Here is a 23,618-nt window from a genome sequence, read left to right as displayed (position 1 = left end):
GGCGCGTCCGCGCCCCGCCCCAGTCAGCAAAGGAAGCCAAGCATGTCCAAGGAAGCCATCGTACTGTTTGCCCATGGGGCGCGGGATCCGGAGTGGGCCAAGCCGGCCCGGCGGGTCACGGAGGAGCTTGCCCGCCTGTGCCCGGAGGCCTGGGTCACCCTGGCCTTCCTGGAGTTCATGTCGCCGAGCCTGGAAGAGGCGGTGGACGCCGCGGCGGCCAGCGGGGTCGAGTCCCTGCGGGTAGTGCCGCTGTTTCTGGCCCAGGGGGGCCATCTCAAGCGGGACCTGCCGGTGTTGCTGGAGGCCGCGCGGAGCCGCCACCCGGCCTGCCGGATCGAGCTGGTGACGGCGGTGGGGGAGGATGAAGGGGTGGTCCGGGCCATGGCCCGGTGTGCGGCCGGCCTCTGACCCCGGCTCCGGCGGCGGCGGAGCATGGCTTGACGATCTGGAATATAAGGGTAAGCTTATATTTATGAATAAACGTCAGCATGTCCATCGCTGGGCCGCCCTCGCGCTGTCCCTGTCCTGCCTGCTGCCCGGGGCCCCTGCGGCTGGGGGCGGGGCGGATATTCCCACGCTTACCGTTCAGGCTCAGGTCCGGGCGCGGACCGTGACGGCGGAGGCCACCATCGAGGCCGTCCGCCAGGCCACCGTGGCGGCCCAGGTCCAGGGACGGGTGCTGGAGGCCCGGGTGGATGCGGGGGCCCGGGTGCGCCAGGGGGATGTGCTGATGCGGATCGACACCCGCGAGGCCGATCAGGCGCTGGCCGCGGCCGGCGCGCAGGTGGCGGCGGCGCAGGCCCGGCTGGTGGATGTGCGGGCGGCGCTGGAGCGGGCGCAGGCCCTCAAGGCCCGCAATTTCGTGAGCGGCAGTGCCCTGGATCAGGCCCAGGCGGTGCATGACGCGGCCCTGGCCCAGGTCCGTGCGGCGGAGGCCGGGCGGGCCCAGGTGGCGGCGTCCCGGGGGTTTGCGACGGTGACCGCGCCGTTCTCCGGCATTGTGGCCCAGCGTCTCACGGAGCCGGGGGAGATGGCCCAGCCGGGCCGGCCCCTGCTGGTGGTGTACGAGCCGGGCGCACTGCGGGCGGTGGCGGATCTGCCCCAGGCCCGGCTGGCCGAGCTGGGGCAGGCCGGGCTCCAGGCCCGGATCGAGTTTCCTGAAAGCGGTCGCCAGCTGGAGGCCGCCGATGTCACCCTGCTGCCGGCCACCGATCCCCGCACCCACACGGCGCGGGCCCGGGTCAGCCTGCCCGCCGATGCGGGGGGCGTGGTCCCCGGCATGGCAGCGCGGGTGCATTTTCGGGTGGGGGAGGCGCCCCGTCTGGCGGTGCCTGCGGCGGCCGTGCTGCGCCGCGGTGAAGTGACCGGCGTGTATGTGGCCGACGGCAAGGGGGGCTTCGTGCTGCGCCAGTTGCGGGTCGGGAGCCTCCTGGCCGATGGGTCCATCGAGGTGCTGGCCGGCCTGAAGGGCGGCGAGCTGCTGGCGCTGGATCCCGTGCGTGCCGGCCTGCAGCGCAGCGCGCCCTGATCCGGGAGCGCCGCCATGGGTATTTCCGGACGCATCGCCGCGCTGTTTCAGCGCAACGCCCTCACTCCCCTGCTGGCCCTGGTGCTGATGCTGCTGGGGGTGTTTGCCACCCTTATCACCCCCAAGGAGGAAGAGCCCCAGATCGACGTGACGATGGCCGACGTGATGGTGGCCTTTCCCGGTGCTTCGGCCAAGGATGTGGAGTCCCTGGTGGCCCGCCCGGCAGAGCAGGTGCTCTCCCGCATCGCCGGCATGGATCATGTGTATTCCGTTTCGCGCCCCGGGATGGCGGTGATCACCGTGCAGTTCCAGGTGGGCGTCAAAAATCAGGATGCCCTCGTGCGCCTGTACGACACCCTCCACAGCCATCAGGACTGGCTGTCGCCCCAGCTGGGGGTGGCCGAGCCGGTGATCAAGCCGAGGGGGATAGACGATGTGCCGGTGGTGGCCCTGACCCTGTGGACCCGGGATCTGCATCGTTCGGCCTTCGAGCTCCAGCAGGTGGCCCGGGCGGTGGAGGGGGAGCTCAAGCGTGTCCGTGGGACCCGCGATGTGAGCACCATCGGCGGCCCCGGGCATGTGCTGCGGGTCTTGATGGATCCGGGCCGGATGAATGCCTACGGGCTGACCCCGCAGGATCTCAAGGGGGCCCTGCAGCTGGCCAACGCCTCCATGCCCAGCGGCACGCTGGTGGATCGCAATCAGGAGGTGCTGGTCCAGACCGGTACCTACATCACCCACGCCGATGACGTGAGGAAGCTGGTGGTGGGGGTGTCGGGGGGCAAGCCGATCCAGATGGCCGATGTGGCCAGCGTGGTGGACGGCCCCGATCAGCCTTCCCGGTATGTCTGGCATGGCCTGGGCCGCGCAAGGTCCGGAGCCGCTGCGGCGGGGGGCGAGCGCTTTCCGGCGGTGACCCTGTCGATCTCCAAGAAGCCCGGGGAGAACGCCGCCGATGTGGCCAGCGGGGTGATCCGCCGCCTGGAGCAGCTCAAGGGCAGCCTCGTCCCCGAGGGCGTCGAGGTGACGATCACCCGCAATTACGGCGCCACCGCGACCGAGAAGGCCGACAAGCTGATCGGCAAGCTGGTCTTTGCGACCCTGGCGGTGGTGCTGCTGGTGCTGCTGGCGCTGGGCCGGCGGGAGGCGGTGATCGTTGGCGTGGCGGTCACCCTGACCCTGGCGGCGACCCTGTTCGCCTCATGGGCCTGGGGTTTCACCCTCAACCGGGTGAGCCTGTTCGCGCTGATCTTCTCCATCGGCATCCTGGTGGATGACGCCATCGTGGTGGTCGAGAATATTCACCGCTGGCAGACCCTGTTCCCCGGCAAGCCGCTGGGGGAGCTCATCCCGCCGGCGGTGGACGAGGTCGGGGGGCCGACCATCCTGGCCACCTTCACGGTGATTGCGGCCCTGCTGCCGATGGCTTTCGTGACCGGCCTGATGGGGCCCTACATGAGCCCGATCCCGATCAACTCTTCCATGGGCATGTTCATTTCCCTGGCAGTGGCCTTCGTCGTCACGCCCTGGCTGGCGGGCCGGCTCATGCAGGAGCATGCCCCGGCGGCGGGTGCGGGCCATTCTCCCCCCGACGCGCTGACGGCCCGGCTGGAGGCCGTCTTCCGGCGGATCATGACCCCGCTGCTCGATCCGGTGACGGGCGGACGGGCCCGGACCCGGCTGTGGCTTGGCGTGGTGCTGGCGATCGCCCTGTCGGTGTCCCTGGCGGTGGTGCAGCTGGTCGTGCTCAAGATGCTGCCCTTCGACAACAAGAGCGAATTCCAGGTGGTGCTCGACATGCCGGTGGGTACTCCGCTGGAGGTGACGGCCGAAGTCCTGCGGGAGATCGGCGATACGCTGGCGGAGGTGGAGGAGGTGACCGACTTCCAGGCCTACGCGGGGACGGCCGCGCCCATCAACTTCAATGGCCTGGTGCGTCAGTACTACCTGCGGGCCCAGCCCGAGATGGGGGACATCCAGGTCAACCTGGCGGACAAGGCCCGGCGCAGTCGCAAGAGTCACGAGATCGCCGTCTCGGTGTGGCCTGCGGTGGCCGCCATTGCCCGCAGGCACGGGGGAAACGCCAAGGTGGTGGAGGTGCCTCCGGGGCCGCCGGTGCTGTCGCCCATCGTGGCCGAGATATACGGCCCCGATTACGCCGGTCAGGTGGCCGTGGCGCGCCAGGTGCGCGAGGCCTTCGAGGGCACGGCCGATATCGTGGGCGTGGATGACACCGTCGACGAGGCTGCACCCAAGCGGGTGCTCAGGGTGAACCAGGCCAAGGCGGCCCAGCTCGGGGTGGCCCAGGCCGACATCGTCGAGGTGGTGCGCCTGGGGCTGGGGGGCGAGAACGTCACCCCGGTGCATGGGGGCGACAACAAGTACGAAATTCCGGTGCGCCTCACGTTGCCGCCCGAGCGCCTGGGCAGCATGGATACCCTGCTCCAGATGAAGGTCCGCGCCCGTGCTGCGGAGGCCGGCGGCGCCCTGGTGCCGGTCTCGGAGCTGGTGGAGGTGCTGCCCGCCACCCGCGAGCAGGTGATCTACCACAAGGATCTGCTGCCGGTGGTGTATGTGACCGGTGATATGGGGGGCCGGCTGGACTCTCCCCTTTACGGCATGTTCGACATCCGCAGCCGGGTCAAGGACCTGCCGCTGGCGGGGGAGCGGCTGGCCGGCACCCTCGACGAGTGGTTCATCCATCAGCCGGACGACCCCTACGCCGCCTACGCGCTGAAGTGGGACGGCGAGTGGCAGATCACCTACGAGACTTTCCGTGACATGGGCGCCGCCTACGCGGTGGGGCTGGTGCTGATCTACGTGCTGGTGGTGGCCCAGTTCCGCAGCTACCGGGTACCGCTGATCATCATGGCGCCGATTCCCCTCACGATCATCGGCGTGATGCCCGGCCACGCCCTGCTGGGCAGCCAGTTTACGGCCACCAGCATGATCGGGATGATCGCCCTGGCCGGGATCATCGTGCGCAACTCCATCCTGCTGGTGGATTTCATCGACCAGCAGGTGGCCGCCGGCACGCCCCTCGCCGAGGCCACCATCCATGCTGCGGCGGTGCGTGCCAAGCCCATCGGCCTGACTGCGCTGGCGGCGATGATCGGCGCGCTGTTCATCCTGGATGACCCGATTTTCAACGGGCTGGCCATCGCGCTGATCTTCGGGGTGCTGGTGTCCACCCTGCTGACCCTGGTCGTCATTCCGGTCCTTTACTACGCGGCCACCCATCGCCGGCAGGCTGTCTGACCATGGGGATGCAGCCTTGCCGGGGCCTGCCGCCGGTGAGCGGGGCGTTCTGCTAGTCGTGTCGCCGGGGCGCCTGGTGTACGATGCGCTTCGCGCGCTGGACGCGCTGTGCCAGGCGCGTCATCCGCACCTGGATCCGGAGAAGGGGGTGGCCAGACGCCGCGGCCCCTCCGGAGCAGAGACTCGACAAACAGGATAGCGAATGAACCAGGCAAGAATACTGGTGGTGGATGACGAGCCTTTCAATCTGGACATCGTCGCCGAGTATCTGGATGGAATGGGCTTTGAGCTGATCATGGTCGGGTCCGGAGAGGCGGCCTGGGAGGCCTTGTCGGCGCCCGCTTCACGCTTCGATCTGGTCCTGCTGGACCGCATGATGCCGGGCCTGGATGGCATTCAGCTGCTGCGTCGTTTGAAGCTGGATGAGCGCCTGCGTTTCATCCCGGTGATCATGCAGACGGCAGCGACTTCACCCGAGCAGGTCAGGGAAGGGCTGGAGGCGGGGGCGTTCTACTATCTGACCAAACCCTTCGAGGGCGAGGCCCTGCTCACGATCATCCGCACGGCCCTGGACGATCTGCGGGTGCGCCGGGAGCTCAAGGCCAATCTTGAGGAGCATGCCCTGGCCCTGGGCTCCCTGGCCGAAGGGGAGTTCACCGTGCGCAGCCTGGAAGAAGCCCGGCGTCTGGCGGCCTTGCTGGCGCTGCTCGGTCCGCAGCCGGAGACGCTGGCCATGGGCCTGTCCGAACTGCTGGTGAATGGGGTCGAGCATGGCAATCTGGGCATCGATTTTGCGGAGAAGAGCCGTCTGCGCGAGGCTGACCAGTGGGAGGCCGAGGTGCAGCGTCGCCTGGCCTTGCCGGAGAACCGTCACAAACGGGTCCGCCTGCACGTCCGGTCGGATCCGGATCGCTGGATTTTCGAGATCCGTGATGATGGCGTGGGCTTCGACTGGCGATCGTTCCTGGACTTTGATCCGGAGCGGGCCTTTGCCCCCAATGGGCGGGGCATTGCCCTGTCCCGTCAGTTGAGTTTTGCCAGCCTGACTTATCTTCCCCCAGGCAACCAGGTGGTTGTGACCGTCCCCCGCAGGGGGGCTGGCGCGTTGTCATGGGGGCAAACGGGAATGTTTGATGTCGAGCCCTAATACCTTGCGTGTGCTCGTTGCCGATGATGTGGCCTCCAATCGGGCCATCGTGGGGGCCTTCCTGGCCAAGCTCGATTGTCAGGCGGTGTTCGCCCGGGATGGGGTGGAGGCCGTGGCGCTGTTCCGGGAAAAGAAGCCGGATGTGGTCCTGATGGACCTGATGATGCCCCGCATGGATGGTTTTGAGGCGATCCGCCAGATTCGCGCCCTGGCCGGAGAGCACTGGGTGCCGATCGTCATCCTGTCGGCCCTGACCGGTGAAGGGGATATTGTCCAGGGGCTCGATGTGGGCGCGGATGATTACCTGACCAAGCCGCTGTCCTTCCCGGTCTTTGCTGCCCGCTTCAAGGCGCTGCGCCGCTTGCTCGACATGCAGGGCCGGCTCTATGGCTCGCTGGAGCAGGTGCGGGCGGTGGCCAACGGGGTCATCGACGGGATCATCTCCACGGACGAGCGCGGGTGGATCCTCTCCATCAACCGGGCGGCGGGCAGGATCTTTGGTTACAGCGCCGGCGAGATGATCGGTCAGCCGATCTCCATGCTGATGCCCGACAGCACGGAGAGCGGCCAGGACAGCCTGGTGCGCAGCTACCTTGAGGGGGGCGGTGAGCGGGTGATCGGCCAGATCCGCGAGGTGATCGGGCAGCGCAAGGACGGCAGCCTGTTTCCGATGGAGGTCGGGGTGTCCGATCTGCAGCTGCCCAGCCGGCGGATGTTCATCGGGGTGGTCCGCGATGTGTCCGAATCGCGCCGGATCCAGCGCCGGCTGGCCGAGGATGCGGCCCGCCTGCAGCGCTACCACGACGAATCGGAGCGGGAGCAGGAGCTGGCGATGAACATCATGGAGCGCCAGATCCGTTCCGACTGGCTGCATGACCCCGCCGTGCAGTACGCGGTGTTGCCGGCCAGGAACTTTTCGGGGGATGTGGTGGCCGTGGCGCGCTCGCCGCAGGGGGCGCTCTACGCGATGCTGGCGGACGCCACCGGTCATGGGCTGGCGGCTGCGATGAGCGTGCTGCCGGCGCTGGGCGCCTTCTATCGCGGAGCGGCCCGCAATGCGCCCCTGGAATCCCTGGTCACCGAGCTGAACGATCTCCTGTGCAGCCTGCTGCCGCCGGGACATTTTGTGGCTTCGGCCCTGGTGTGGCTGGCGGCGGCGGAGCCGGTGGGGCAGGTCTGGGTGGGGGGCGTGCCGGATGTGCTGCAGGTGGACGAAGGCGGCGCGGTCATGGCCCGTTTTCCGTCCTGTCAGCTGCCCCTGGGCATCCGGCCCTCCGATGAGGCCCTGGTGGCCTGTGAAGCCTTCCGCTGGGAGGGGCCCTGCCAGATCGTGCTGTGCTCCGATGGCCTCACCGAGGCCGAGAGCCCTGCCGGTGAGCCCTTTGGCAAGCGGGTATTGGTCCAGACCCTGGCCTCCGTCGCCGGGACGACCCGGGTGAGTGGCCTGCTGCAGGCTCTGGAGCGCCATCTGGCCGGGCAGAGCCCCAGTGACGACGTCTCCGTGCTGGTGCTGGACTGCCTGCACGCCGGGTGTCCGCAGGGCGCGTGACAGGGGTCCGGCGGACTGGTCTTCAGCGCAGCTTGAAGCCCCGCTTGCCCAGGGCTTCCACCAGCCGGTCGCGGCCGGTGAGGGCGGCGGCGTCGCGGATGCGCCTGGCGGTGTGGCGGGACCAGGTGCCGCGCACCTTCATCTGCTGGCTTTCATAGAACGCAGCCATGGCCTGATCGTAGCGTGCCAGGCCGGCCTGCTGAGGGGGCAGGGCATAGTGCTCGTGGTGGAGCACGACGCTCTGGGCCGGGCGCGGCTTGACGGCGGTGGGTACCTGAGGGTCGGGTGTGCCGACGCACAGGCCGAACACGGCCACGACCCGGCTGGGCAGCTGCAGTTCGGCAGCCACGTCCTCGGGCCGGTTACGGATGCCCCCGATGTAAACAGTGCCCAGGCCCAGGGACTCGGCGGCGGCCACCGCATTCTGGGCGGCCAGGGCGGCGTCGATGACGGCCACTTCAAACATTTCCAGGTAATCCAGAGCCTCGTCCGGCTCGCCGGCCTGAGCTGCCACGCTTTCCAGGCGGGCCAGGTCGGCCAGCCAGACCAGGAACAGGGGCGCCTGGCGGACATGGGCCTGATCACCGGCAAGATGGGCGAGACGGTCCTTGCGGGCCGGGTCGCGTACGGCCACCACGCTCCAGGCGTGCAGGTTGGAGGAACTGGCGGCGGACTGGGCGGCCGCGATCAGGGCGCACAGGGTGTCGTCAGTCACCGGGTCGGGCAGGTAGGCGCGGACCGAGCGGTGGGTGAGGAGCTGGTCGATCAGCGCCGAGCCTGCGTCCGGGACGGGGGTGTCGGGGTGGCCATAGCGGGCCTGGTAAAGGGCGGCGCGGGTATGCATGGGCTTCCTTGCGGCAGTTGGCGGTTGGCGGCGGACCGCGGTCCGCCCGGGAAGCTGCCATTTTAACGGGCCCAGGCCGGCCCGCGTCAGTGTGTGTCGGTGCGGGCCCTCAGGGGCGTCGTGAGATAGGAGGGGCGCCTGCTGCGTAACCGGCCTGGATCTGTTCGTCCACCACCCGCCAGATCGGTTTCACGAAAAAGCGCAGCCCCTTGATGATGCTGTCCACGTTCATCATCGATGGCACCCGGGTGCCCCGGTGTTGCACCGGGCCGCCGATCTGGGTGATCTTGACCCCCAGTTTGGCAAAGTGATCGGCCAGCCGTGGTTCGGTCAGCACGAAGAGGGTTTCGATGCCTTCCTGTTTGGCCAGGGCGATCACCCCGAGGTACAGGCCGATCGGAATGTAGGGAAAGCGCGGCTGGTCCCTCGAGCCGTAGTCCTCGTCGCTGATGGTGACCGGGCTCCTGGTTTCCCCCTTGCGTCGCCGGTAGTAGGCGCGCACGGCCAGCCGCGAGACTTCCGCCATGCTGTGGCGGTCTTCCTTGGCCGGATCGATGATGGAGCGGTCCAGGGTGGCGGCACAGGTGCGCTCGAAGGGCAGGGGATAGTCGGGGTCTTCAGGCCGGGCCAGGACCAGCCGGTTGCACCCCACCAGCGCATTCGGCGGCGTGGAGGTGCGCATCAGGCAATGGAGGCTGTGGGCATCGTATTCGTCGGTTTCCCGACGGTCGGGCCGCACGGGTTCGAATCCCAGTTCCTCGCAATACACCTCGTGGCGGATGCCATAGACTTCGTCCCGCCGGCCGCTGTCGAAGGCGGCCGAGATTTCGAAATACCTTTTGAATCCTTCGCCCAGGCTGAAACGGTCGAATAGGGACATGGTGGGAGGAACCCCGTGCTCGCAGTAGGATGAAATTGGGTGTGCAGTCCAGGCGGCAATGCACCGTGACGACATTTTAGCTGCGATTGCAAGAGTACCACCGAAGGATTGTCATCGCCGGGCTCCCGCCGGGCCGGGCAGGGCCATGGAACTGTCGTATCATCAGGCCTGCGATCGTGACGGACATCGACCATGGCAACTATTCCCTTTGACTATGACGCGGCCTTTGCCCGCAATATCGGCTGGGTGACCGAGGCCGAGCAGGCCGCGTTGCGGGGCAAGCGCGTGGCGATTGCCGGGGTGGGTGGGGTGGGTGGGGTGCATCTGCTGACCCTGGCCCGCCTGGGCGTCGGGAAGTTCCACATCGCCGACATGGACACCTTCGATCTGGTGAACTTCAACCGGCAGGCTGGCGCGATGATGTCCACGCTGGGTCGACCGAAGGCGGAAGTGCTCAGGGAGATGGCCCTCGATATCAATCCCGAGCTGGACATCCAGGTCTTCGGCGCGGGGGTGGATGCAGGCAATCTGGCGGATTTCCTGAACGGGGTGGACCTCTATGTGGATGGCCTCGACTTCTTTGCCTTCCAGGCCCGCAAGGACACCTTCCGGGCCTGCCACGCGCGGGGCATTCCCGCGGTCACCGCTGCGCCCCTCGGGATGGGGACGGCGGTACTGAGCTTTCTGCCGGGGCGGATGTCCTTCGAGGAGTACTTCTGCCTGGAAGGCTGCGACGAGGACGAGATGGCCGTGCGTTTTCTCCTCGGCCTGTCGCCGGCGATGCTCCAGCGGGGGTATGTGGTGGATCCGAGCCGGGTGGACTTCAAGGCGCGCCGGGGGCCGAGCACCATTGCCGCCTGCCAGCTGTGTGCCGGGGTGACCGCGGTGGAGTCCCTCAAGATCCTGCTGGGGCGTGGCGAGGTCCTGTGCGCTCCGCGGGGGTTTCAGTTCGATGCCTACCGTAACCGGTATACACAAACCTGGCGTCCCTGGGGTAATCGCAATCCCATCCAGCGCCTGGCCCTTGCCATTGCCCGGCGCCAGTTGCGCGCCATGGGGCGCTGACGCCGGGGGCGCGGCATGACCGGGAGGCACGATCCCCACGCCGGGGCGGTCCGGAGCCCCCACCACCATCACCACGGCCATGGCCATGATCATCGATCCGCTGGAGGTGTGCCGGTGCGCTGGGATCGGGCCTTCGGTGTGGGTATCGGGCTGAACCTGGCGTTCGTGCTGATTGAAGCCTTCTACGGCTGGCAGGCGGGCTCCCTGGCCCTGCTGGCCGACGCGGGGCATAACCTGTCCGACGTGGCTGGCCTGGTGGTGGCCTGGGGCGCCCTGCTGGCCGGCCGGCTGGCCCCGACGCCGACCCGCACCTACGGCTGGCTGAGTGCTTCCATTCTGGCGGCGCTGGCCAATGCCCTGATCCTGCTGGTGGCCATGGGGGCCCTGGCCCTGGAGGCGATCCAGCGCCTGCAGAGCCCCGAGCCCGTATCCGGCGGGACGGTGATTGCGGTGGCCGCCATCGGCGTCCTGGTCAACGGCATCACTGCATTCCTGTTCATGGCCGGGAGCCGGGATGATCTCAACCTGCGGGGCGCCTTCCTGCACATGGCCGGTGACGCCCTGGTGTCCCTGGGGGTGGTGGTGGCGGGAGTCCTCTATCTCCATTTCGGCTGGGTCTGGCTGGACCCGCTGGTCAGCCTGGCGATCGCCCTGATCATCGTGGCGGCCACCTGGGGGCTGCTGCGCCAGTCCCTGCACCTGACCTTTCATGGGGTGCCGGCCCATGTGGACCTGGCCGCCGTGCATGCCTGGCTGAAGGCGCTGCCGGGGGTGTCGGAGGTCCATGATCTCCATGTCTGGGCCCTGGGTACGGCGGATGTGGCCCTGACGGCCCACCTGGTCATGCCCGCCGGACATCCCGGCGATGCCTTTCTGGGGGAGGTGGCGGCAACCCTGGCCGAGCGCTTCCATGTCCAGCATCCCACCCTGCAGATCGAGATCGACGGGCTCGAGGATGGCTGCCAGAAGCCCGCAGGGCTGGAGTAATTCGGGCTCCGGTCGGTGTTGCGCTGCAGCATAAGTGTGCTAGATTGCCGCAATAACAAGGGCATACCCCTGAAAACGTGAGGAGACACGGGCTTCGGCCCTGCGGCGGTCCCATGGGGGCTGGCTGGGCAGGGCCGGTTTGGCTTTCCCTCTGGGGAAAGTGTGTATTTCGGGTGTCCATCATGGCCAGATCCCTAGAGTCTTCCGCGCCTCCCTTCGCCGGGAAGGCCGCGCGTCCCTGTTCCACTGTCCTGCCCCCGCGACGGCTGCGTGCCAGTCGCTGGCCGGCCCGGCTCGACTTGCTGCAGAGCCTGTCGGGCCTCGTTCTGGCCCTGTTCCTGATTGTCCACATGTTCTTCGTGTCGTCGATCCTGATCAGCCACGAGGCCTTCTACCGGGTGGCGCGCTTCTTCGAGGGCTCCCTGTTCTTTGCCGAGCCCCAGCCCTGGCTGGTGTCGGTGGTGGTGGGGGGCGTGCTGGCGGTCTTCGTGCTGCATGCCTGGCTTGCCCTGCGCAAGTTTCCGGCCAGCTTCTGCCAGTATCGGGTCTTTGCCGCCCACCAGGAGGGGATGCGCCATCCGGATACCCGGCTATGGTGGATCCAGCTCTGGACGGGCTTTGCCCTGTTCTTCCTGGGGACGGTGCACCTGTATGGCATGCTGACCCAGCCGGCCCTGATTGGTCCTTACGAGTCCGCCGACCGGATCTGGAGCGGCCGGATGTGGCCCCTCTACCTGTTCCTGCTGTTTGCGGTGGAGATCCACGGCAGCATTGGCTTGTACCGTCTGGCCATCAAGTGGGGCTGGCTGGAAGGCTCCGATCCGGTCGTCCGGCGGCGCCGGCTGCGCCTCGCCAAGACCCTCTTCAGCCTGTTCTTCCTGGGCCTGGGTCTGGTTACCCTGGCGGCCTATGTACAGCTGGGGATCGCCCATGCCGGACGGGCCGGGGAGCCCTACCGCCCGGGGCGTGTGCTGGCAGGGGAGGCGGTGCCGCAGCCCGGGCCGGGGACTCCGTTGCCGCCCCGGACAGGAGGCTGAATCATGCGCATCGTGCATACCGATCTGCTGGTCATCGGCGGTGGGCTGGCGGGCCTGCGCGCCGCCGTGGGGGCCCGCCGGCGGGGCCATGAGGTCATCATCCTGAGCCTGGTGCCGGCCAAGCGCTCCCATTCGGCGGCGGCCCAGGGGGGCATGCAGGCCAGCCTGGCCAACACGGCGAAGGGGGAGGGGGATAACGAGGACGTGCATTTCGAGGATACGGTACGGGGGTCGGACTGGGGCTGCGACCAGGAGGTGGCCCGCCTGTTCGTCCATACCGCGCCGCAGGCGGTGCGGGAGCTGGCCAACTGGGGGGTGCCCTGGAACCGGGTCCGGGCCGGAGCTCGGGAGGTGGTCATGGATGGTCAGCGGGTGTCCCTCTCCGAGCGGGCCGAAGCCCATGGACTGATTGCCGCCCGGGATTTTGGCGGGACCAAGAAATGGCGCACCTGTTACGTGAGTGACGGCACCGGCCACGCGATGCTCTATGCGGTCAGCGATCAGGCGGTGGCTGCGGGTATTCCGGTCCATGAGCGGATGGAGGCCATTGCGCTGATCCACGAGGGGGGCCGCTGCCATGGGGCGGTGGTGCGCAATCTGGTCACCGGCGAGCTGTCGGCCTATGTGGCCCGGGCCACCTGTGTGGCCACCGGTGGCTTCGGACGCATCTACCGGGTCAGCTCCAATGCGCTGATCAATGAGGGCATCGGGGCGGCGATTGCCCTGGAAACCGGTGTCGTGCCGCTGGGCAACATGGAGGCGGTGCAGTTTCATCCGACCACGATCTTCCCGGCGGGGATCCTGGTGACCGAGGGCTGCCGGGGTGACGGGGGTCTGCTGAGGGATGCCCGGGGTCACCGGTTCATGCCCGACTATGAGCCGGAAAAGAAGGAGCTGGCCTCCCGCGATGTGGTGTCCCGGCGGATGGAGGAGCATATCCGGGCCGGCCATGGGGTGAAGACCCGTTTTGGTGAGCATCTGTGGCTGGATATCACCCTGCTCGGTGCCGCCCACATCGATGCCCGTCTGCGCGAAGTGAAGGAGATCTGCCAGCATTTCCTGGGCATCGATCCGAGTCGTGAGCTGATTCCGGTGCGGCCGGCCCAGCACTATTCGATGGGGGGCATCCGCACGGATGTCCGGGGTGAGGCGGTGGGGCTGCGGGGGTTGTTTGCCTGCGGGGAGGCGGCCTGCTGGGATCTCCACGGCTTCAATCGCCTGGGCGGCAACTCGGTGGCCGAGACCGTGGTGGCCGGCATGATCGTCGGTGAGAACATCGCTGACTTCCTGGCCTCTCCAGAAGGCGATCTGCAGGTTTCCACGGCCCTGGTGCGGGGCTGCGTGGTGCCGAACAGGCTCGCCTCGATGCCCTGTTGTCAGGTCAGGGCAGTGAGCGTGCTCCGGCCCTGATGAGCCGGATGCAGGACATCATGACCGACAAGGTGGGGATCTTCCGGCGGGGTGACCTGCTCCAGGAGGCGGTCACCGAGCTCCAGGAGCTGCTCCTGAGAAGCCGCCGGATCGGTATCGCCACCCGGCGGGCAGGCAGCAATCCGGAGCTGGTCAGTGCCTACCGGGTCCAGAAGATGCTCAAGCTCGCCCTGTGTGTGGCCTGGGGTGCCCTGCAGCGCACCGAGAGCCGGGGCGCCCATTACCGGGAGGACCACCCCCGCCGTGACGATGCCGGGTGGCTCAGGCGGACCCTGGCCTGCTGGCCCGATCCGGCGGGAACCCTGCCCCGTCTGGACTACGAGGCGCTCGACGTGAGCCGGATGGAGCTCCCGCCTGGATGGCGCGGCTATGGCGCCCGGGACGCGATTGCTCACCCGGCCACAGCGGCCCGGGCTGCCGAGGTGGCGGCCATCCGGGCCGCGGGCGCCCAGGCCGACCGCTTCACGATCCAGAACGCCCTGATGCCCTGGGAGGATCTTCTTCCGGCACCCTTCCGGGGCCGCAACGCCCGACTCGGAGAGACCTCATGACGACTTCAAGCCCGCCGGCGCCCCGCCGCCTGACCCTGCGCATCCTCCGCAGCCTTCCCGGTGCAGGGGAGGCGCCCCATTGGCAGGACTTCCCGGTCGAGGAGGCGGAGGGCATGACCCTCTTCATCGCCCTCAGCGAGATCCGTGCGCTCGCCGACCCTTCCCTGCAGTTCGATTTTGTCTGCCGGGCGGGGATCTGCGGGAGCTGCGGGATGCTCATCAACGGTCGTCCGGGGCTGGCCTGCCGCAGCCTGACCCGGGATCTGCCGGCGTTGATCACCCTGGCGCCCCTGCCGGTGTTCGAGCTGATCGGGGACCTGTCGGTGAACACCGGCAAGTGGATGCGCGGCATGGCTGAACGGCTGGAAACCTGGATCCACGCCAGTGCGTCCCCAGCCCTGACGGCGGTGGAGGCGCCGATGGCGCCGGAGCTGGCCGAAGCCATCTACGAGCTGGATCGCTGTATCGAATGCGGCTGCTGTGTGGCGGGCTGTGGCACCCTGCGGATGCGGGAGGCGTTTGTCGGCGCGGTGGGCCTCAACAAGATTGCCCGCTTCCGCCTGGATCCCCGGGATGAGCGTAGTGACGATGATTACTACGAGCTGATCGGCGACGACACGGGGGTGTTTGGCTGCATGAGCCTGCTGGGCTGCCACGATGTGTGCCCGAAGGGCTTGCCCCTGCAGACCCAGATTGCCTTCCTGCGCAGGAAGATGGCCTTGCAGGGGGTGTAGTCTCCGGCGGGGCACGGGCCCCGGGAGTCCGCTCCCCGCCCCTGCGGGGGCGGGCGTCTTCCGTTGTTCAGTTGATCTTGGCGGCCTTGGCCAGATCCTGCAGGTGCTGGTCCAGTTTCTGGGCCTGCAGGCGCTGCTGGATCTGGGGCCGGGCTTCGTCCAGGCTGGGCAGCTTCAGGTCGCGGACATCGTCCAGCTGGATCACGTGGTAGCCGAAGGGGGTCTGGACCGGGGCCGGGGTGTAGCTGCCCGGGGTCAGGGCCTTGAGGGCGTTGCCGAAGGGCTCGACGAAGGCGCCGGGGATGCTCCAGCCCAGCTCGCCGCCCTTGTCCTTGGAGCCCGGGTCGAGGGACAGGCTGGCCAGCTTGTCGAACTTCTCGCCCATCTTGAGGCGGTCGATGATGTCCTGGGCGTCCTTCTGCTCCTTCACGAGGATGTGACGGGCGTTGTACTCCTTGTTGCCGGCATTGGTCACCACCCGGTCGTATTCCGCCTTCACGTCGGCATCGCTGAGGGGGTTGGCCTTCATGTATTCGGTGACGTAGGCGTTGGCGAGGATTTGCTGGCGTGCCATGTCGAGCTGGAGGGCCACGTCGCCCTTCTTGTCGAGACCTTTCTTCCTGGCGGCCTGGGTGAGCAGTTCAGCCTGAATCAGGCGACCCCGGATCTCGGCGTTCAGCTGGGGACCCTCGGTGGCGCCCTGGGCTTTGGCCCGGGCGGCGAGCATGTCATAGGCCCCCTGAGAGATGGCGACGCCGTTGACCGTGGCAACGGCCTTGCCGGTGGCGGGCTTGGCAGGCTCGGCCGCGAAGGCGGGGGCCTGGGCCAGCAGGCCGGCGATCAGGGCGAGGCGGAAGAGGGGGGAGGAGGACTTCATTCTGTTTCCTTGGTGTGGGTGGTGGGTTCCGTCTTGCAGGCGGGTGACCCGTTCATGCGCTCTGGCAGCACCCGGTCCGGGTGTGTCCTGCAGTATTCCGAGGCGGAGCCCTGCCGTCAACGCGCTCGACCGTCAGTTTGCCTGGCGCAAGGTCAGATTGATCCGGAAGGGGCCGGTGGCCGGGTGTTCGCCGGCCTTCAGCGGCGCGACCCCGTGAAAGTGCAGACGGGCCGGGCCGCCCCACACCACCACATCACCGTGGGTGAGCGGAATGCGCCGGGCGGGGTCCTTCCGGGTGGGGCCCCCGAACAGGAATAGCGCGGGAAGGCCCAGGGAGATGGATACGATGGGGGCACGCAGGTCCTGTTCGTCGCGGTCCTGGTGGAGGCTCATGCGGGCACCCGCGGCGTAACGGTTGATCAGGCAGGCGTCCGGGGCAAAACCGGCAAAGCCAGCGCTTGCGGCGGCGTGCCGGGCGAGGGCCCGCAGCCCTTCGGGCATCTCGGGCCACCCTTCGCCGGTGGCCGGATCCCAGGCCGCGTAGCGGTAACCCTGGCGGTCGGAGACCCATCCCAGCGGACCGCAGTTGCTCATGGCCACCGACATCCGGAAGCCCCCGGGGGTATCCATCTGGCGGAAGGGGGCCCGGCGGGTGATGTCCTCGATGGCACTCAGGATGGCGGGGGCTTCGGCGAGGGCAAGGCCCCGCAGGACGGTGGCGCCGGGGCAGATGGGCTCCTGCCAGGCGGGCGTCTGGTCGGCAAACAGATCGGCAGTCATGGAGTTCGATGGAAATGAATGGGTTGTGGACCGCGGGGGGGCGTCATGGTTTTTTCCAATGATGATCAGCACTACATCCAATTGGACCCGGATGGACCGAAGGGGAACAATGAAGCATGTTCAGTTTGCTCAGGAGAGCGCCATGACCACCCTTCAAACCGCTCGTCACGTGGCCGGGCACAGCGCCCATGATCATCCGGCCCGGTTTGCCCTCGGCCTCGCGGTGGCTGCGTTGGGCGCAGTACTGCTGCTGGTGGGGGTCGTGCAGGCCATGGCGGCGCTTGTCTGACGATGGATGGATTCCACGGAGACGCAAGGATGCGTGAGGACAAGGGAGTGACCGCGGCAGGGGCGCTGGCCATCACCGGCCAGGCCCCGGCAGCAGCGCTGCCGTGGCGGGATGCCTGGCGCCTGCAGGCCCGCAACCATCCGTGGATGAGCGGTGGCCTGCTGGTATCCGTCCTGGGGGTGGTACTGATGCTGGCCTCGGGGATTGCCGAAGGGCTGGCCGGCGGGGCTGAGCCCCTGCGCCTGGCGGCCCTGGGGGGGCTGTCGGGTTTCGTGGCCACCGCCCTGGGGGCCATGACGGGGATCGTGATCGGCAAGGTATCCTCCCGCACCGAGGACTGCATGCTGGGTTTTGCCGCGGGCATGATGCTCGCGGCGAGTTCCTTTTCCCTGATCCTGCCCGGGCTGGCAGCAGCCAGGGAGATGACCGGCAGCGGTGTGCTGGGTGCCCTCACCGTGGTGGCCGGTCTGGCCCTCGGGGTGTTGCTGATGCTTGGTCTGGACCGCTTCACCCCCCATGAACATGAGAGTTCCGGTCCGTGCGGCCCTGGTTGCGAGCGGGTCAGCCGGGTCTGGCTGTTCGTGCTGGCGATCACTCTCCACAACCTGCCCGAAGGCATGGCCATCGGAGTGAGCTTTGCCCAGGGCGACCTGGGGGTGGGGCTGCCCCTGACCAGCGCCATCGCGATCCAGGACATTCCGGAAGGGTTGGCGATGGTGCTGGCCTTGCGGGCTGCCGGCGTCGCCTCGTTGCCGGCGGTATTGATGGCCGGGGCTTCCGGGTTGATGGAGCCCCTGGGGGCCCTGTTTGGCGTGGGGATTGCCGGTGGGCTGGCGATGGCCTATCCCGTTGGTCTGGGGCTGGCGGCCGGGGCGATGATCTTCGTGGTGTCCCACGAGGTGATTCCGGAGACCCACCGCAATGGTCATCAGACGGTGGCCACCCTGGGGCTGATGGTGGGCTTTGCGGTCATGATGTTCCTGGATACCGCCCTGGGCTGAGGGAAACTGCTCGAGGAACAGATCACGTCACGGCTGTAGCCGTCCGGACATTTCTTGGTTCTGTAACATTCGGATTGCAGCATGAGGGCCCCGATGTTCTTTTCCTGCGGGGCCTGCCATTCCGGTGGATGCCATCAGGGCGGGTACGCGCAGGAATTCAATCATGACTGCAAGTATTCCGACCGGTGCCGTTGCGTTGGTCAACCTTCCCCTGTCGGCAGATGGGCACTGGAAGGAAAAGACGACCGTCCGGCAATTGCTGCGGCTGGTCGAGCCCCTGCAGCCGGATGTCAGCTGCCAGTGTGTGCTGGACCGTTTCCTGGTGGAGGGCAGCGTCTATGCCCTGCCGCTGGTGGACGAGGCCCAGCGGCCGGTAGCCTTGATCGACCGGACTGCCTTCATCGAATTCTTCAGCCATCGGTTCAGCCGCGATATCTTCGGCCGGCGCCGGATCTCCGACTTGCTGCTCTGTGACCAGTATGACCAGGCGGAGCCCCTGGTGGTCGAGGAAGGCTGTGCGGTCGAGGATGCGGCCCAGATGATCATCAGTGCCGGCATGCAGCACATGGTGAGCGGCTTCATCATCAGCAGCCAGGGACGCTACCTGGGGGTGGCCAATGGCCGCGACCTGCTCAACATCATCACCCAGCGCAAGCAGGCCGAACTCCACTATCTGGCCCACTATGATGCGCTGACCGGAATTCCCAACCGGGCTTACCTCGCCGATCGTCTCGAGCGGGCCTGTCGGGAGGCGGATCGCCGGGGGCATCTGGTGGCCCTGCTGTTCATTGATGTGGACCGTTTCAAGCAGATCAATGATTCCCTGGGGCACAGCGCGGGAGATGAGGTCCTGCGCCGGGTCGTGGGCCGCCTCAGAAGCTGTGTCCGGGAAGTGGACACGGTGGCTCGTCTGGCCGGGGACGAGTTCGTGATCCTGATGGAGGGGGTCAGTGATCCGGCCCAGACGGGCGTGCTGGCCGAACGGATCGTGGCCTCCATGCGTGAGCCCATCGACATTCCAGGCCACGCGCTGGTGGTGACGGTCAGCATCGGCAGTGCGCTGTACCCTTCGGACAGCACCGTCGCGTCCAGTCTCCTCTCCAAGGCGGATGTGGCCATGTACGAGGCCAAGATTGCCGGCCGCAACGGGTTCTGCTCCTATCAGGAGGGCATGGCCAGTCAGGGGTCGGCCAGTGTGTCCCTGGAAAACGACTTGCGTCGGGCCATTGAGCGCAACGAGTTCGAGCTCCACTTCCAGCCGCAACTCAGCATGGATGGCCGGCAGCTGCTGGGGGTCGAGGCGCTGGTGCGCTGGCGTCATCCGGGCCGGGGCCTGGTGCCTCCGATGCAGTTCATCCCGCTGGCCGAGGAAAGCGGACTGATCGTCGGGGTCGGCGAGTGGGTGGTGCAGCATGCGCTGGCCCAGGCCCGGGCCTGGCTCGATCGGGGCTTCCCGGCCCTGCCCGTGTCGGTCAATATCTCGGCCCTGCAGTTCCGCCAGCCGGCCTTTCCGGCCTTTCTGGCGGATCAGCTGGCCCGCTACGACATTCCTGCGGGTCTTCTGGAACTGGAGCTCACCGAGAGTGTGCTGATGAAGGATCAGGATGCGGTGCTGAACACACTCAACCGGGTCAAGGCCCTGGGGGTGCGTCTGGCCATCGACGATTTCGGCACGGGCTTCTCCAGCCTGAGCTATCTGCGCCGTTTTCCCATCGATCGCCTGAAGATCGATCAGTCTTTCGTGCGGGGGATCGAGAGCACGCCTGTGAACGAGTCGATTGCCACCGCCATCGTGGCCCTGGCCCGCAGCTTGATGCTGGAGGTGGTGGCCGAGGGCATCGAGAGCAAGGAAGAGGCTGTCGTGCTGGAGCGCATCCAGTGCCAGGTGGGGCAGGGCTACCTGTACGCCCGCCCCCTGGAGGCGGGCGCCTTCGAAGCCTGGCTGCAGGCCCGCAGCGCGGGCTCCGCGCCGTGAAACGACGGCCTCCCTCCGTCGGGGAGGCCGTTGTTTCAGTGCATCCGTTGCCAGAGCATCCCGTGGGTCACGATGTACTGGTACTTGCGGGCGTGTTCCCGGATCACCAGGGGGACGTCCTCTTCCCGCCGTAGCACGAAGCCTTCCGCCTGCAGAAAGGCCTTCAGGGCATCGGCGCTGCGGAGCGGCTGGCCGTCCTGCTCGTAGCCGCCGATCCAGGCTTCCCGCGGGGTGAATTGCTCCAGCCAGGAATAGGGGGAAAACAGGGCCACCAGGCCCCCTACCTTGACCAGGCCACGGGGGCCGCCCAGACGCCCCAGCAGGGACTTGGGGCTGGGCAGGCGGCACAGCAGGTTGGCCATCAGCACCGCATCCAGGTCCACCAGTTCGGCAGGCAGGGAGGTGGCGTCGGCCTGACGGAAGCTGACCCGGCGACGATCGATGGCCGGATCGATGCGGGCGATCTGGGGAGCGCCCAGATCCCCTTCGTCCCGGCGGAACCACGGACGGCTGCCGTCCTTCTGGAGGGCACTGGCGACGTCGATGAAGGCCCGGGACAGGTCCACGCCCAGCACCTGCTGGAAGGTCCGGGCCAGTTCAAAGCTCGAGCCGCCCACCGCACAGCCGATGTCGAGGGCGCGCTCGGTGCCGCTGCCGTAGAGCCGGGCACCGTCGATCAGCCAGTCGGCACAGCGCTGGGGGAAGGCGGTGGCCCGCTGGGGGCCGCCGGGCCAGGGCATCTGGGTCTGCGGTTCGCCGTGGTGGAGCAGCATGTAGTCGTCCACCATCCGGGCGTCTTCGTAGACCTGGCTGGCGCTGCCCGCTCCGCCGAGCCGGATCACTCCGCCGTCGTGGGCCGCCTGGATGACCCGGAAGCCGGCATGCTGGAAGAAGTGGGGGCGGAAGTGGAAGCGCGACCAGACGCTGGCCTCGTCCCCGCAGGAGATCCAGGAGCCCCCGAGGATCAGGGTGTGCTGCCCGTCGTAGCAGGGGGTGGAGAAGTCGTCGTAGTAGGGATGGACCCGGGCGCCGGGCAGGGGGTTGAAATCATCCCCGTGCCACTGCCACACGCTGCCAAAGACGTCATGGATTCCGCTGCGGGTGGGCTTGCCCGCATCCACCGGCCAGGGCGACCCGTGGGCCAGCTGGCTGTTCCAGCCCTGTTCCCGGCCCAGGGTGCAGCCCTCCATGCGGAAGGCGGGGTCCTGCTCGGCCCAGTCGGCTTCGCGCAGGGCGTGGTGTTCGGCTTCGGTGGGCAGCCGGCAGGGCGCACCGTCCCGCACCGAGCGCCAGGCGCAATAGGCTGCCGCCTCGTGGGCATTCACCTCCACCGGCCAGTTCCAGGGCATCGGGATGGTTTCGAAGAGGGTCCGGAGGCGGTACTGGTGGAGGCCTGCCGGACCGTCGGGAACCCAGAAGCAGGGCCATTTGCTGTTGCGGAAAGCGCGCCACTCCCAGCCCGCCTCGGTCCACCAGCGCTGCTCCAGATAGCCGCCGCTCTGGATGAATTCGAGAAAGGCGCCATTGCTGACCAGCTGGCTGGCGGCCCGGAAGCCCCGCACATCCATCTGGCGCTCGCCGTATTCGTTGTCCCAGCCGAAGCTGGGCCAGTCCCGGGGCTTGCCCAGGCGGACCCGGGTGGGTGGGATGTCCACCCACTGGAGTGGGGGATAGTCCTGCCCCTCCCGCGGCGGGAAATGGGCGGGGGTGCCGGCGCTGGGGTGCAGGGCGGGCCAGCCGGTGGGACGGTGGACCAGGTCGAGGGGAAGCTCGCGGATCAGGACCGAAGAGGTCTCCAGATGGATCCGTTCGTGCTCGAAGCCCATGAACAGGGCCCACAGGGGGTGCTCCATGGTGATCGGCGCATGGCCGTCGGCCAGATCCGGGTGGGTTTCGATGAGCTGGCGGACGGTGCTGTAGACCTGCTCCCGGTAGCGGTGGGCCTCGGCAAAGCTGGGCCACTGCATTTCGTTCTTGGACATGTCGTCCCAGCGCATTTCGTCCACGCCGGTTTCGAAGATCCGTTCGAAGTACGGGTTGATCGGGTTGTCGATGAGCCCGGCCACCCGCAGCTTGTTGATGTAGAGGGTTGCCGGGTGACAGTAATAGAACACCATCGGATGGCGCAGGTGGTGGTAGGGCGGCCGGTAAAAGGCTTCCTCACCCTGGAGGCCGGCGAACAGCACCTCGGTCAGGGTCCAGCCGTTGTCGAAGGCCGCCAGTACCGAGGCGCGGGTGCAGGTGGCCAGGTTGGGCTGGGGGAGGGCGGTCAGGGTGCCGTCCGGCTGGCTGCCGGGGCAGGCGTCAGGGGCCAGTCCGGTCCACCACCAGCTGCTCCGGGGGCCGCGCAGCAGGGCATCGTGTTCGCCACGGAGGTTCTGGCGCCAGGGCTCGATGGCGGGAGGCGGGACGGTTTCAAGATTCAGGTGGGCCATCACGGAGTCTCCAGGTACATGTCGTTGTAGCGGCGCGGGATTTCACCGGCCATGTCGGGTTGCGCAAGGATACTGTCTCGGTAGGGCAGTCAGCTAAATAGTTCCGTCTGAACCGGGCCCGATGCTTCCGCCTGGGCCGGGAGGTCTGGACGTACCAGGGTCGCTACCCTCACCCCAAGCAGGCGGATGCGACGCTCGAGAGGGATCCGTTTCAGGCATGTGCCTGCCGCGCGGCGGATGGCCTGGGCGTTGCCGACGGGGTGGGGCAGGGTCAGATCGCGGGTAACGGTGTGAAAGTTGTCGAAGCGCAGCTTGAGGCCTACCGTCTTGCCCAGGTAGCCCTTGCGCTCCAGGTCGGTGGCCAGCTGCTCGCACAGGCGGGTGAAGCGGACCGACAGTTCGTCCCGGTCGAGCCGGGGATGCAGATCCCGTTCGAAGGTGCTTTCCCGGGACAGGCTCTTGGGTTCGCTGCGGGTGATGACCGGGCGGTCATCGTCTCCATGGGCTGCCCGGTACAGCCAGAGGCCATAGCGTGCGCCAAAGCGGGATTGCAGCACTGCCGGGTTGCTGGCACCCAGTTCGCCGATGGTATGGATGCCCAGGGCGTCCAGCTGGCTGGCGGCCTTGGGGCCGATGCCGTTGATGCGGCGGGCAGGCAGGGGCCAGATGCGCGTCGGAATGTCCTCGGCGGCGATCACGGTGATCCCCGCCGGTTTCTGCAGGTCGGAGCACAGCTTGGCCAGCAGCTTGTTGGGGGCCACCCCGAGCGAGCAGGACAGGCCCGTGGCATCCTGCACCGCCTGCTGCAGGCGCAGGGCGATGGCCCGGGCGCCTTCCCGGCTGCCGTCCGGGTTGAGGGCGCTCAGGTCCAGATAGATTTCGTCGATGCCCCGGTCTTCCATCTCGGGGGCGATGGCGTGGACGGCGGCCTTGAAGAGCCGGGAGTGGTGCCGGTAGGCGTCGAAGTCGGCGGGCAGCAGGAGGGCATCCGGGGCGAGCAGGGCTGCCTTCATCAGGCCCATGCCCGAATGCACGCCGAGGGCACGGGCTTCGTAGCTGGCTGTGGTGATCACCCCGCGGCCGACGTAGTCCCGCAGGCGGGGGTGAGCCCCGCCGGTGTCCGCCGCCAGGGCCCGCCGCCCTCCGACCACCACCGGCAGGCCACGGAGCTGGGGTCGGCGCAGCAACTCCACGGAGGCGTAAAAGGCATCCATGTCGAGGTGGGCAATGCTGCGGGGAAGCGCGGCCAT

At 67.8% G+C, this 23,618-nt stretch carries 20 protein-coding genes; 14 read left to right on the top strand and 6 right to left on the bottom strand.

The features are described 5' to 3' along the window. Window positions 1–42 precede the first annotated feature (42 nt). The 5 genes from PHD22_RS02455 to PHD22_RS02435 all read left to right on the top strand — a co-directional run bounded on the left by PHD22_RS02455 (window position 43) and on the right by PHD22_RS02435 (window position 7,482). Window positions 43–408 carry a CbiX/SirB N-terminal domain-containing protein gene (locus tag PHD22_RS02455; RefSeq protein WP_299861797.1) on the top strand — a complete coding sequence of 122 codons (366 nt, stop codon included), beginning with the start codon at window positions 43–45 and terminating at the stop codon, window positions 406–408. A gap of 64 nt (window positions 409–472) precedes the next feature. Further along, window positions 473–1,528: an efflux RND transporter periplasmic adaptor subunit gene (locus PHD22_RS02450; protein ID WP_299861795.1), complete on the top strand. Its 1,056-nt coding sequence runs from the start codon at window positions 473–475 to the stop codon at window positions 1,526–1,528. Between the two features lie 15 nt (window positions 1,529–1,543). Beyond that, complete coding sequence (locus PHD22_RS02445) at window positions 1,544–4,786, top strand: efflux RND transporter permease subunit (protein WP_299861794.1); 3,243 nt, start codon at window positions 1,544–1,546, stop codon at window positions 4,784–4,786. Window positions 4,787–4,988: 202 nt separating this feature from the next. Beyond that, on the top strand, window positions 4,989–5,933 hold the full coding sequence (locus tag PHD22_RS02440; RefSeq protein ID WP_299861792.1) for a response regulator: 945 nt from the start codon (window positions 4,989–4,991) through the stop codon (window positions 5,931–5,933). Further along, entirely contained in the window at window positions 5,920–7,482 is a 1,563-nt protein-coding gene (locus PHD22_RS02435) for a SpoIIE family protein phosphatase (protein WP_299861790.1), read from the top strand. The genes PHD22_RS02440 and PHD22_RS02435 overlap by 14 nt, the downstream gene beginning before the upstream one ends. A 22-nt stretch (window positions 7,483–7,504) precedes the next feature. On the opposite strand, the gene PHD22_RS02430 is transcribed toward PHD22_RS02435, so the two are convergent. Next, window positions 7,505–8,326: an NADPH-dependent oxidoreductase gene (locus tag PHD22_RS02430; RefSeq protein ID WP_299861788.1), complete on the bottom strand. Its 822-nt coding sequence runs from the start codon at window positions 8,324–8,326 to the stop codon at window positions 7,505–7,507. Between the two features lie 109 nt (window positions 8,327–8,435). Continuing rightward, the gene (locus PHD22_RS02425) at window positions 8,436–9,206 is read right to left on the bottom strand and encodes a PEP-CTERM/exosortase system-associated acyltransferase (protein ID WP_299861786.1); all 771 of its coding nucleotides are present in this window, start codon (window positions 9,204–9,206) and stop codon (window positions 8,436–8,438) included. A gap of 192 nt (window positions 9,207–9,398) precedes the next feature. On the opposite strand from PHD22_RS02425, the gene PHD22_RS02420 reads away from it, so the two are divergent. From PHD22_RS02420 to PHD22_RS02395, 6 genes are all read left to right on the top strand, one after another. Beyond that, window positions 9,399–10,271: a ThiF family adenylyltransferase gene (locus PHD22_RS02420; protein ID WP_299861784.1), complete on the top strand. Its 873-nt coding sequence runs from the start codon at window positions 9,399–9,401 to the stop codon at window positions 10,269–10,271. 15 nt (window positions 10,272–10,286) lie between these two features. Beyond that, window positions 10,287–11,258, top strand: a complete 972-nt coding sequence (locus tag PHD22_RS02415) for a cation diffusion facilitator family transporter (protein WP_299861782.1) — start codon at window positions 10,287–10,289, stop codon at window positions 11,256–11,258. Window positions 11,259–11,440: 182 nt separating this feature from the next. After that, window positions 11,441–12,295, top strand: a complete 855-nt coding sequence (locus PHD22_RS02410) for a fumarate reductase cytochrome b subunit (RefSeq protein WP_299861780.1) — start codon at window positions 11,441–11,443, stop codon at window positions 12,293–12,295. 3 nt (window positions 12,296–12,298) lie between these two features. Next, window positions 12,299–13,705 carry a fumarate reductase flavoprotein subunit gene (locus tag PHD22_RS02405; protein ID WP_299861778.1) on the top strand — a complete coding sequence of 469 codons (1,407 nt, stop codon included), beginning with the start codon at window positions 12,299–12,301 and terminating at the stop codon, window positions 13,703–13,705. Beyond that, on the top strand, window positions 13,669–14,277 hold the full coding sequence (locus PHD22_RS02400; protein ID WP_299861775.1) for a hypothetical protein: 609 nt from the start codon (window positions 13,669–13,671) through the stop codon (window positions 14,275–14,277). The genes PHD22_RS02405 and PHD22_RS02400 overlap by 37 nt, the downstream gene beginning before the upstream one ends. Then, a complete protein-coding gene (locus PHD22_RS02395) occupies window positions 14,274–15,011 on the top strand; it encodes a fumarate reductase iron-sulfur subunit (RefSeq protein ID WP_299861773.1) in 738 nt (245 codons plus the stop codon). The genes PHD22_RS02400 and PHD22_RS02395 overlap by 4 nt, the downstream gene beginning before the upstream one ends. 67 nt (window positions 15,012–15,078) lie before the next feature. Here PHD22_RS02395 and PHD22_RS02390 read toward each other — a convergent pair whose 3' ends face one another. Together PHD22_RS02390 and alkB are read right to left on the bottom strand one after the other, a co-directional pair. Next, window positions 15,079–15,888: a peptidylprolyl isomerase gene (locus PHD22_RS02390; protein WP_299861771.1), complete on the bottom strand. Its 810-nt coding sequence runs from the start codon at window positions 15,886–15,888 to the stop codon at window positions 15,079–15,081. A 132-nt stretch (window positions 15,889–16,020) separates the two neighbouring features. Then, on the bottom strand, window positions 16,021–16,668 hold the full coding sequence (gene alkB / locus PHD22_RS02385) for a DNA oxidative demethylase AlkB (protein WP_299861769.1): 648 nt from the start codon (window positions 16,666–16,668) through the stop codon (window positions 16,021–16,023). Window positions 16,669–16,810: 142 nt separating this feature from the next. On the opposite strand from alkB, the gene PHD22_RS02380 reads away from it, so the two are divergent. The 3 genes from PHD22_RS02380 to PHD22_RS02370 all read left to right on the top strand — a co-directional run bounded on the left by PHD22_RS02380 (window position 16,811) and on the right by PHD22_RS02370 (window position 19,933). Beyond that, entirely contained in the window at window positions 16,811–16,957 is a 147-nt protein-coding gene (locus tag PHD22_RS02380) for a hypothetical protein (RefSeq protein WP_299861768.1), read from the top strand. Window positions 16,958–16,986: 29 nt separating this feature from the next. Further along, complete coding sequence (locus PHD22_RS02375; RefSeq protein ID WP_299861766.1) at window positions 16,987–17,958, top strand: ZIP family metal transporter; 972 nt, start codon at window positions 16,987–16,989, stop codon at window positions 17,956–17,958. A gap of 163 nt (window positions 17,959–18,121) precedes the next feature. Further along, window positions 18,122–19,933 (top strand): EAL domain-containing protein, encoded by a 1,812-nt coding sequence (locus tag PHD22_RS02370; protein WP_299861763.1) that lies wholly within the window; start codon window positions 18,122–18,124, stop codon window positions 19,931–19,933. A gap of 35 nt (window positions 19,934–19,968) precedes the next feature. On the opposite strand, the gene ovoA is transcribed toward PHD22_RS02370, so the two are convergent. Both ovoA and dinB read right to left on the bottom strand, forming a co-directional pair. Further along, the gene (gene ovoA, locus PHD22_RS02365) at window positions 19,969–22,368 is read right to left on the bottom strand and encodes a 5-histidylcysteine sulfoxide synthase (RefSeq protein ID WP_299861761.1); all 2,400 of its coding nucleotides are present in this window, start codon (window positions 22,366–22,368) and stop codon (window positions 19,969–19,971) included. An 89-nt stretch (window positions 22,369–22,457) separates the two neighbouring features. Then, window positions 22,458–23,618: a DNA polymerase IV gene (gene dinB / locus PHD22_RS02360; RefSeq protein ID WP_299861759.1), complete on the bottom strand. Its 1,161-nt coding sequence runs from the start codon at window positions 23,616–23,618 to the stop codon at window positions 22,458–22,460.

It is taken from the genome of Zoogloea sp. (genome assembly GCF_028693495.1).
Taxonomy (GTDB): Bacteria; Pseudomonadota; Gammaproteobacteria; order Burkholderiales; family Rhodocyclaceae; genus Zoogloea.
Note: the sequence above shows the minus strand (reverse complement) of the source record. Positions and strands in the feature narration are given on the sequence as shown.

Coding starts and splice junctions, on each gene's coding strand:
- PHD22_RS02455 (WP_299861797.1), top strand. CDS start 43: ATGTCCAAGGAAGCCATCGTACTGTTTGCCCATGGGGCGCGGGATCCG.
- PHD22_RS02450 (WP_299861795.1), top strand. CDS start 473: ATGAATAAACGTCAGCATGTCCATCGCTGGGCCGCCCTCGCGCTGTCC.
- PHD22_RS02445 (WP_299861794.1), top strand. CDS start 1,544: ATGGGTATTTCCGGACGCATCGCCGCGCTGTTTCAGCGCAACGCCCTC.
- PHD22_RS02440 (WP_299861792.1), top strand. CDS start 4,989: ATGAACCAGGCAAGAATACTGGTGGTGGATGACGAGCCTTTCAATCTG.
- PHD22_RS02435 (WP_299861790.1), top strand. CDS start 5,920: ATGTCGAGCCCTAATACCTTGCGTGTGCTCGTTGCCGATGATGTGGCC.
- PHD22_RS02430 (WP_299861788.1), bottom strand. CDS start 8,326: ATGCATACCCGCGCCGCCCTTTACCAGGCCCGCTATGGCCACCCCGAC.
- PHD22_RS02425 (WP_299861786.1), bottom strand. CDS start 9,206: ATGTCCCTATTCGACCGTTTCAGCCTGGGCGAAGGATTCAAAAGGTAT.
- PHD22_RS02420 (WP_299861784.1), top strand. CDS start 9,399: ATGGCAACTATTCCCTTTGACTATGACGCGGCCTTTGCCCGCAATATC.
- PHD22_RS02415 (WP_299861782.1), top strand. CDS start 10,287: ATGACCGGGAGGCACGATCCCCACGCCGGGGCGGTCCGGAGCCCCCAC.
- PHD22_RS02410 (WP_299861780.1), top strand. CDS start 11,441: ATGGCCAGATCCCTAGAGTCTTCCGCGCCTCCCTTCGCCGGGAAGGCC.
- PHD22_RS02405 (WP_299861778.1), top strand. CDS start 12,299: ATGCGCATCGTGCATACCGATCTGCTGGTCATCGGCGGTGGGCTGGCG.
- PHD22_RS02395 (WP_299861773.1), top strand. CDS start 14,274: ATGACGACTTCAAGCCCGCCGGCGCCCCGCCGCCTGACCCTGCGCATC.
- PHD22_RS02390 (WP_299861771.1), bottom strand. CDS start 15,888: ATGAAGTCCTCCTCCCCCCTCTTCCGCCTCGCCCTGATCGCCGGCCTG.
- alkB (WP_299861769.1), bottom strand. CDS start 16,668: ATGACTGCCGATCTGTTTGCCGACCAGACGCCCGCCTGGCAGGAGCCC.
- PHD22_RS02380 (WP_299861768.1), top strand. CDS start 16,811: ATGACCACCCTTCAAACCGCTCGTCACGTGGCCGGGCACAGCGCCCAT.
- PHD22_RS02375 (WP_299861766.1), top strand. CDS start 16,987: ATGCGTGAGGACAAGGGAGTGACCGCGGCAGGGGCGCTGGCCATCACC.
- PHD22_RS02370 (WP_299861763.1), top strand. CDS start 18,122: ATGACTGCAAGTATTCCGACCGGTGCCGTTGCGTTGGTCAACCTTCCC.
- ovoA (WP_299861761.1), bottom strand. CDS start 22,368: ATGGCCCACCTGAATCTTGAAACCGTCCCGCCTCCCGCCATCGAGCCC.
- dinB (WP_299861759.1), bottom strand. CDS start 23,618: ATGGCCGCGCTTCCCCGCAGCATTGCCCACCTCGACATGGATGCCTTT.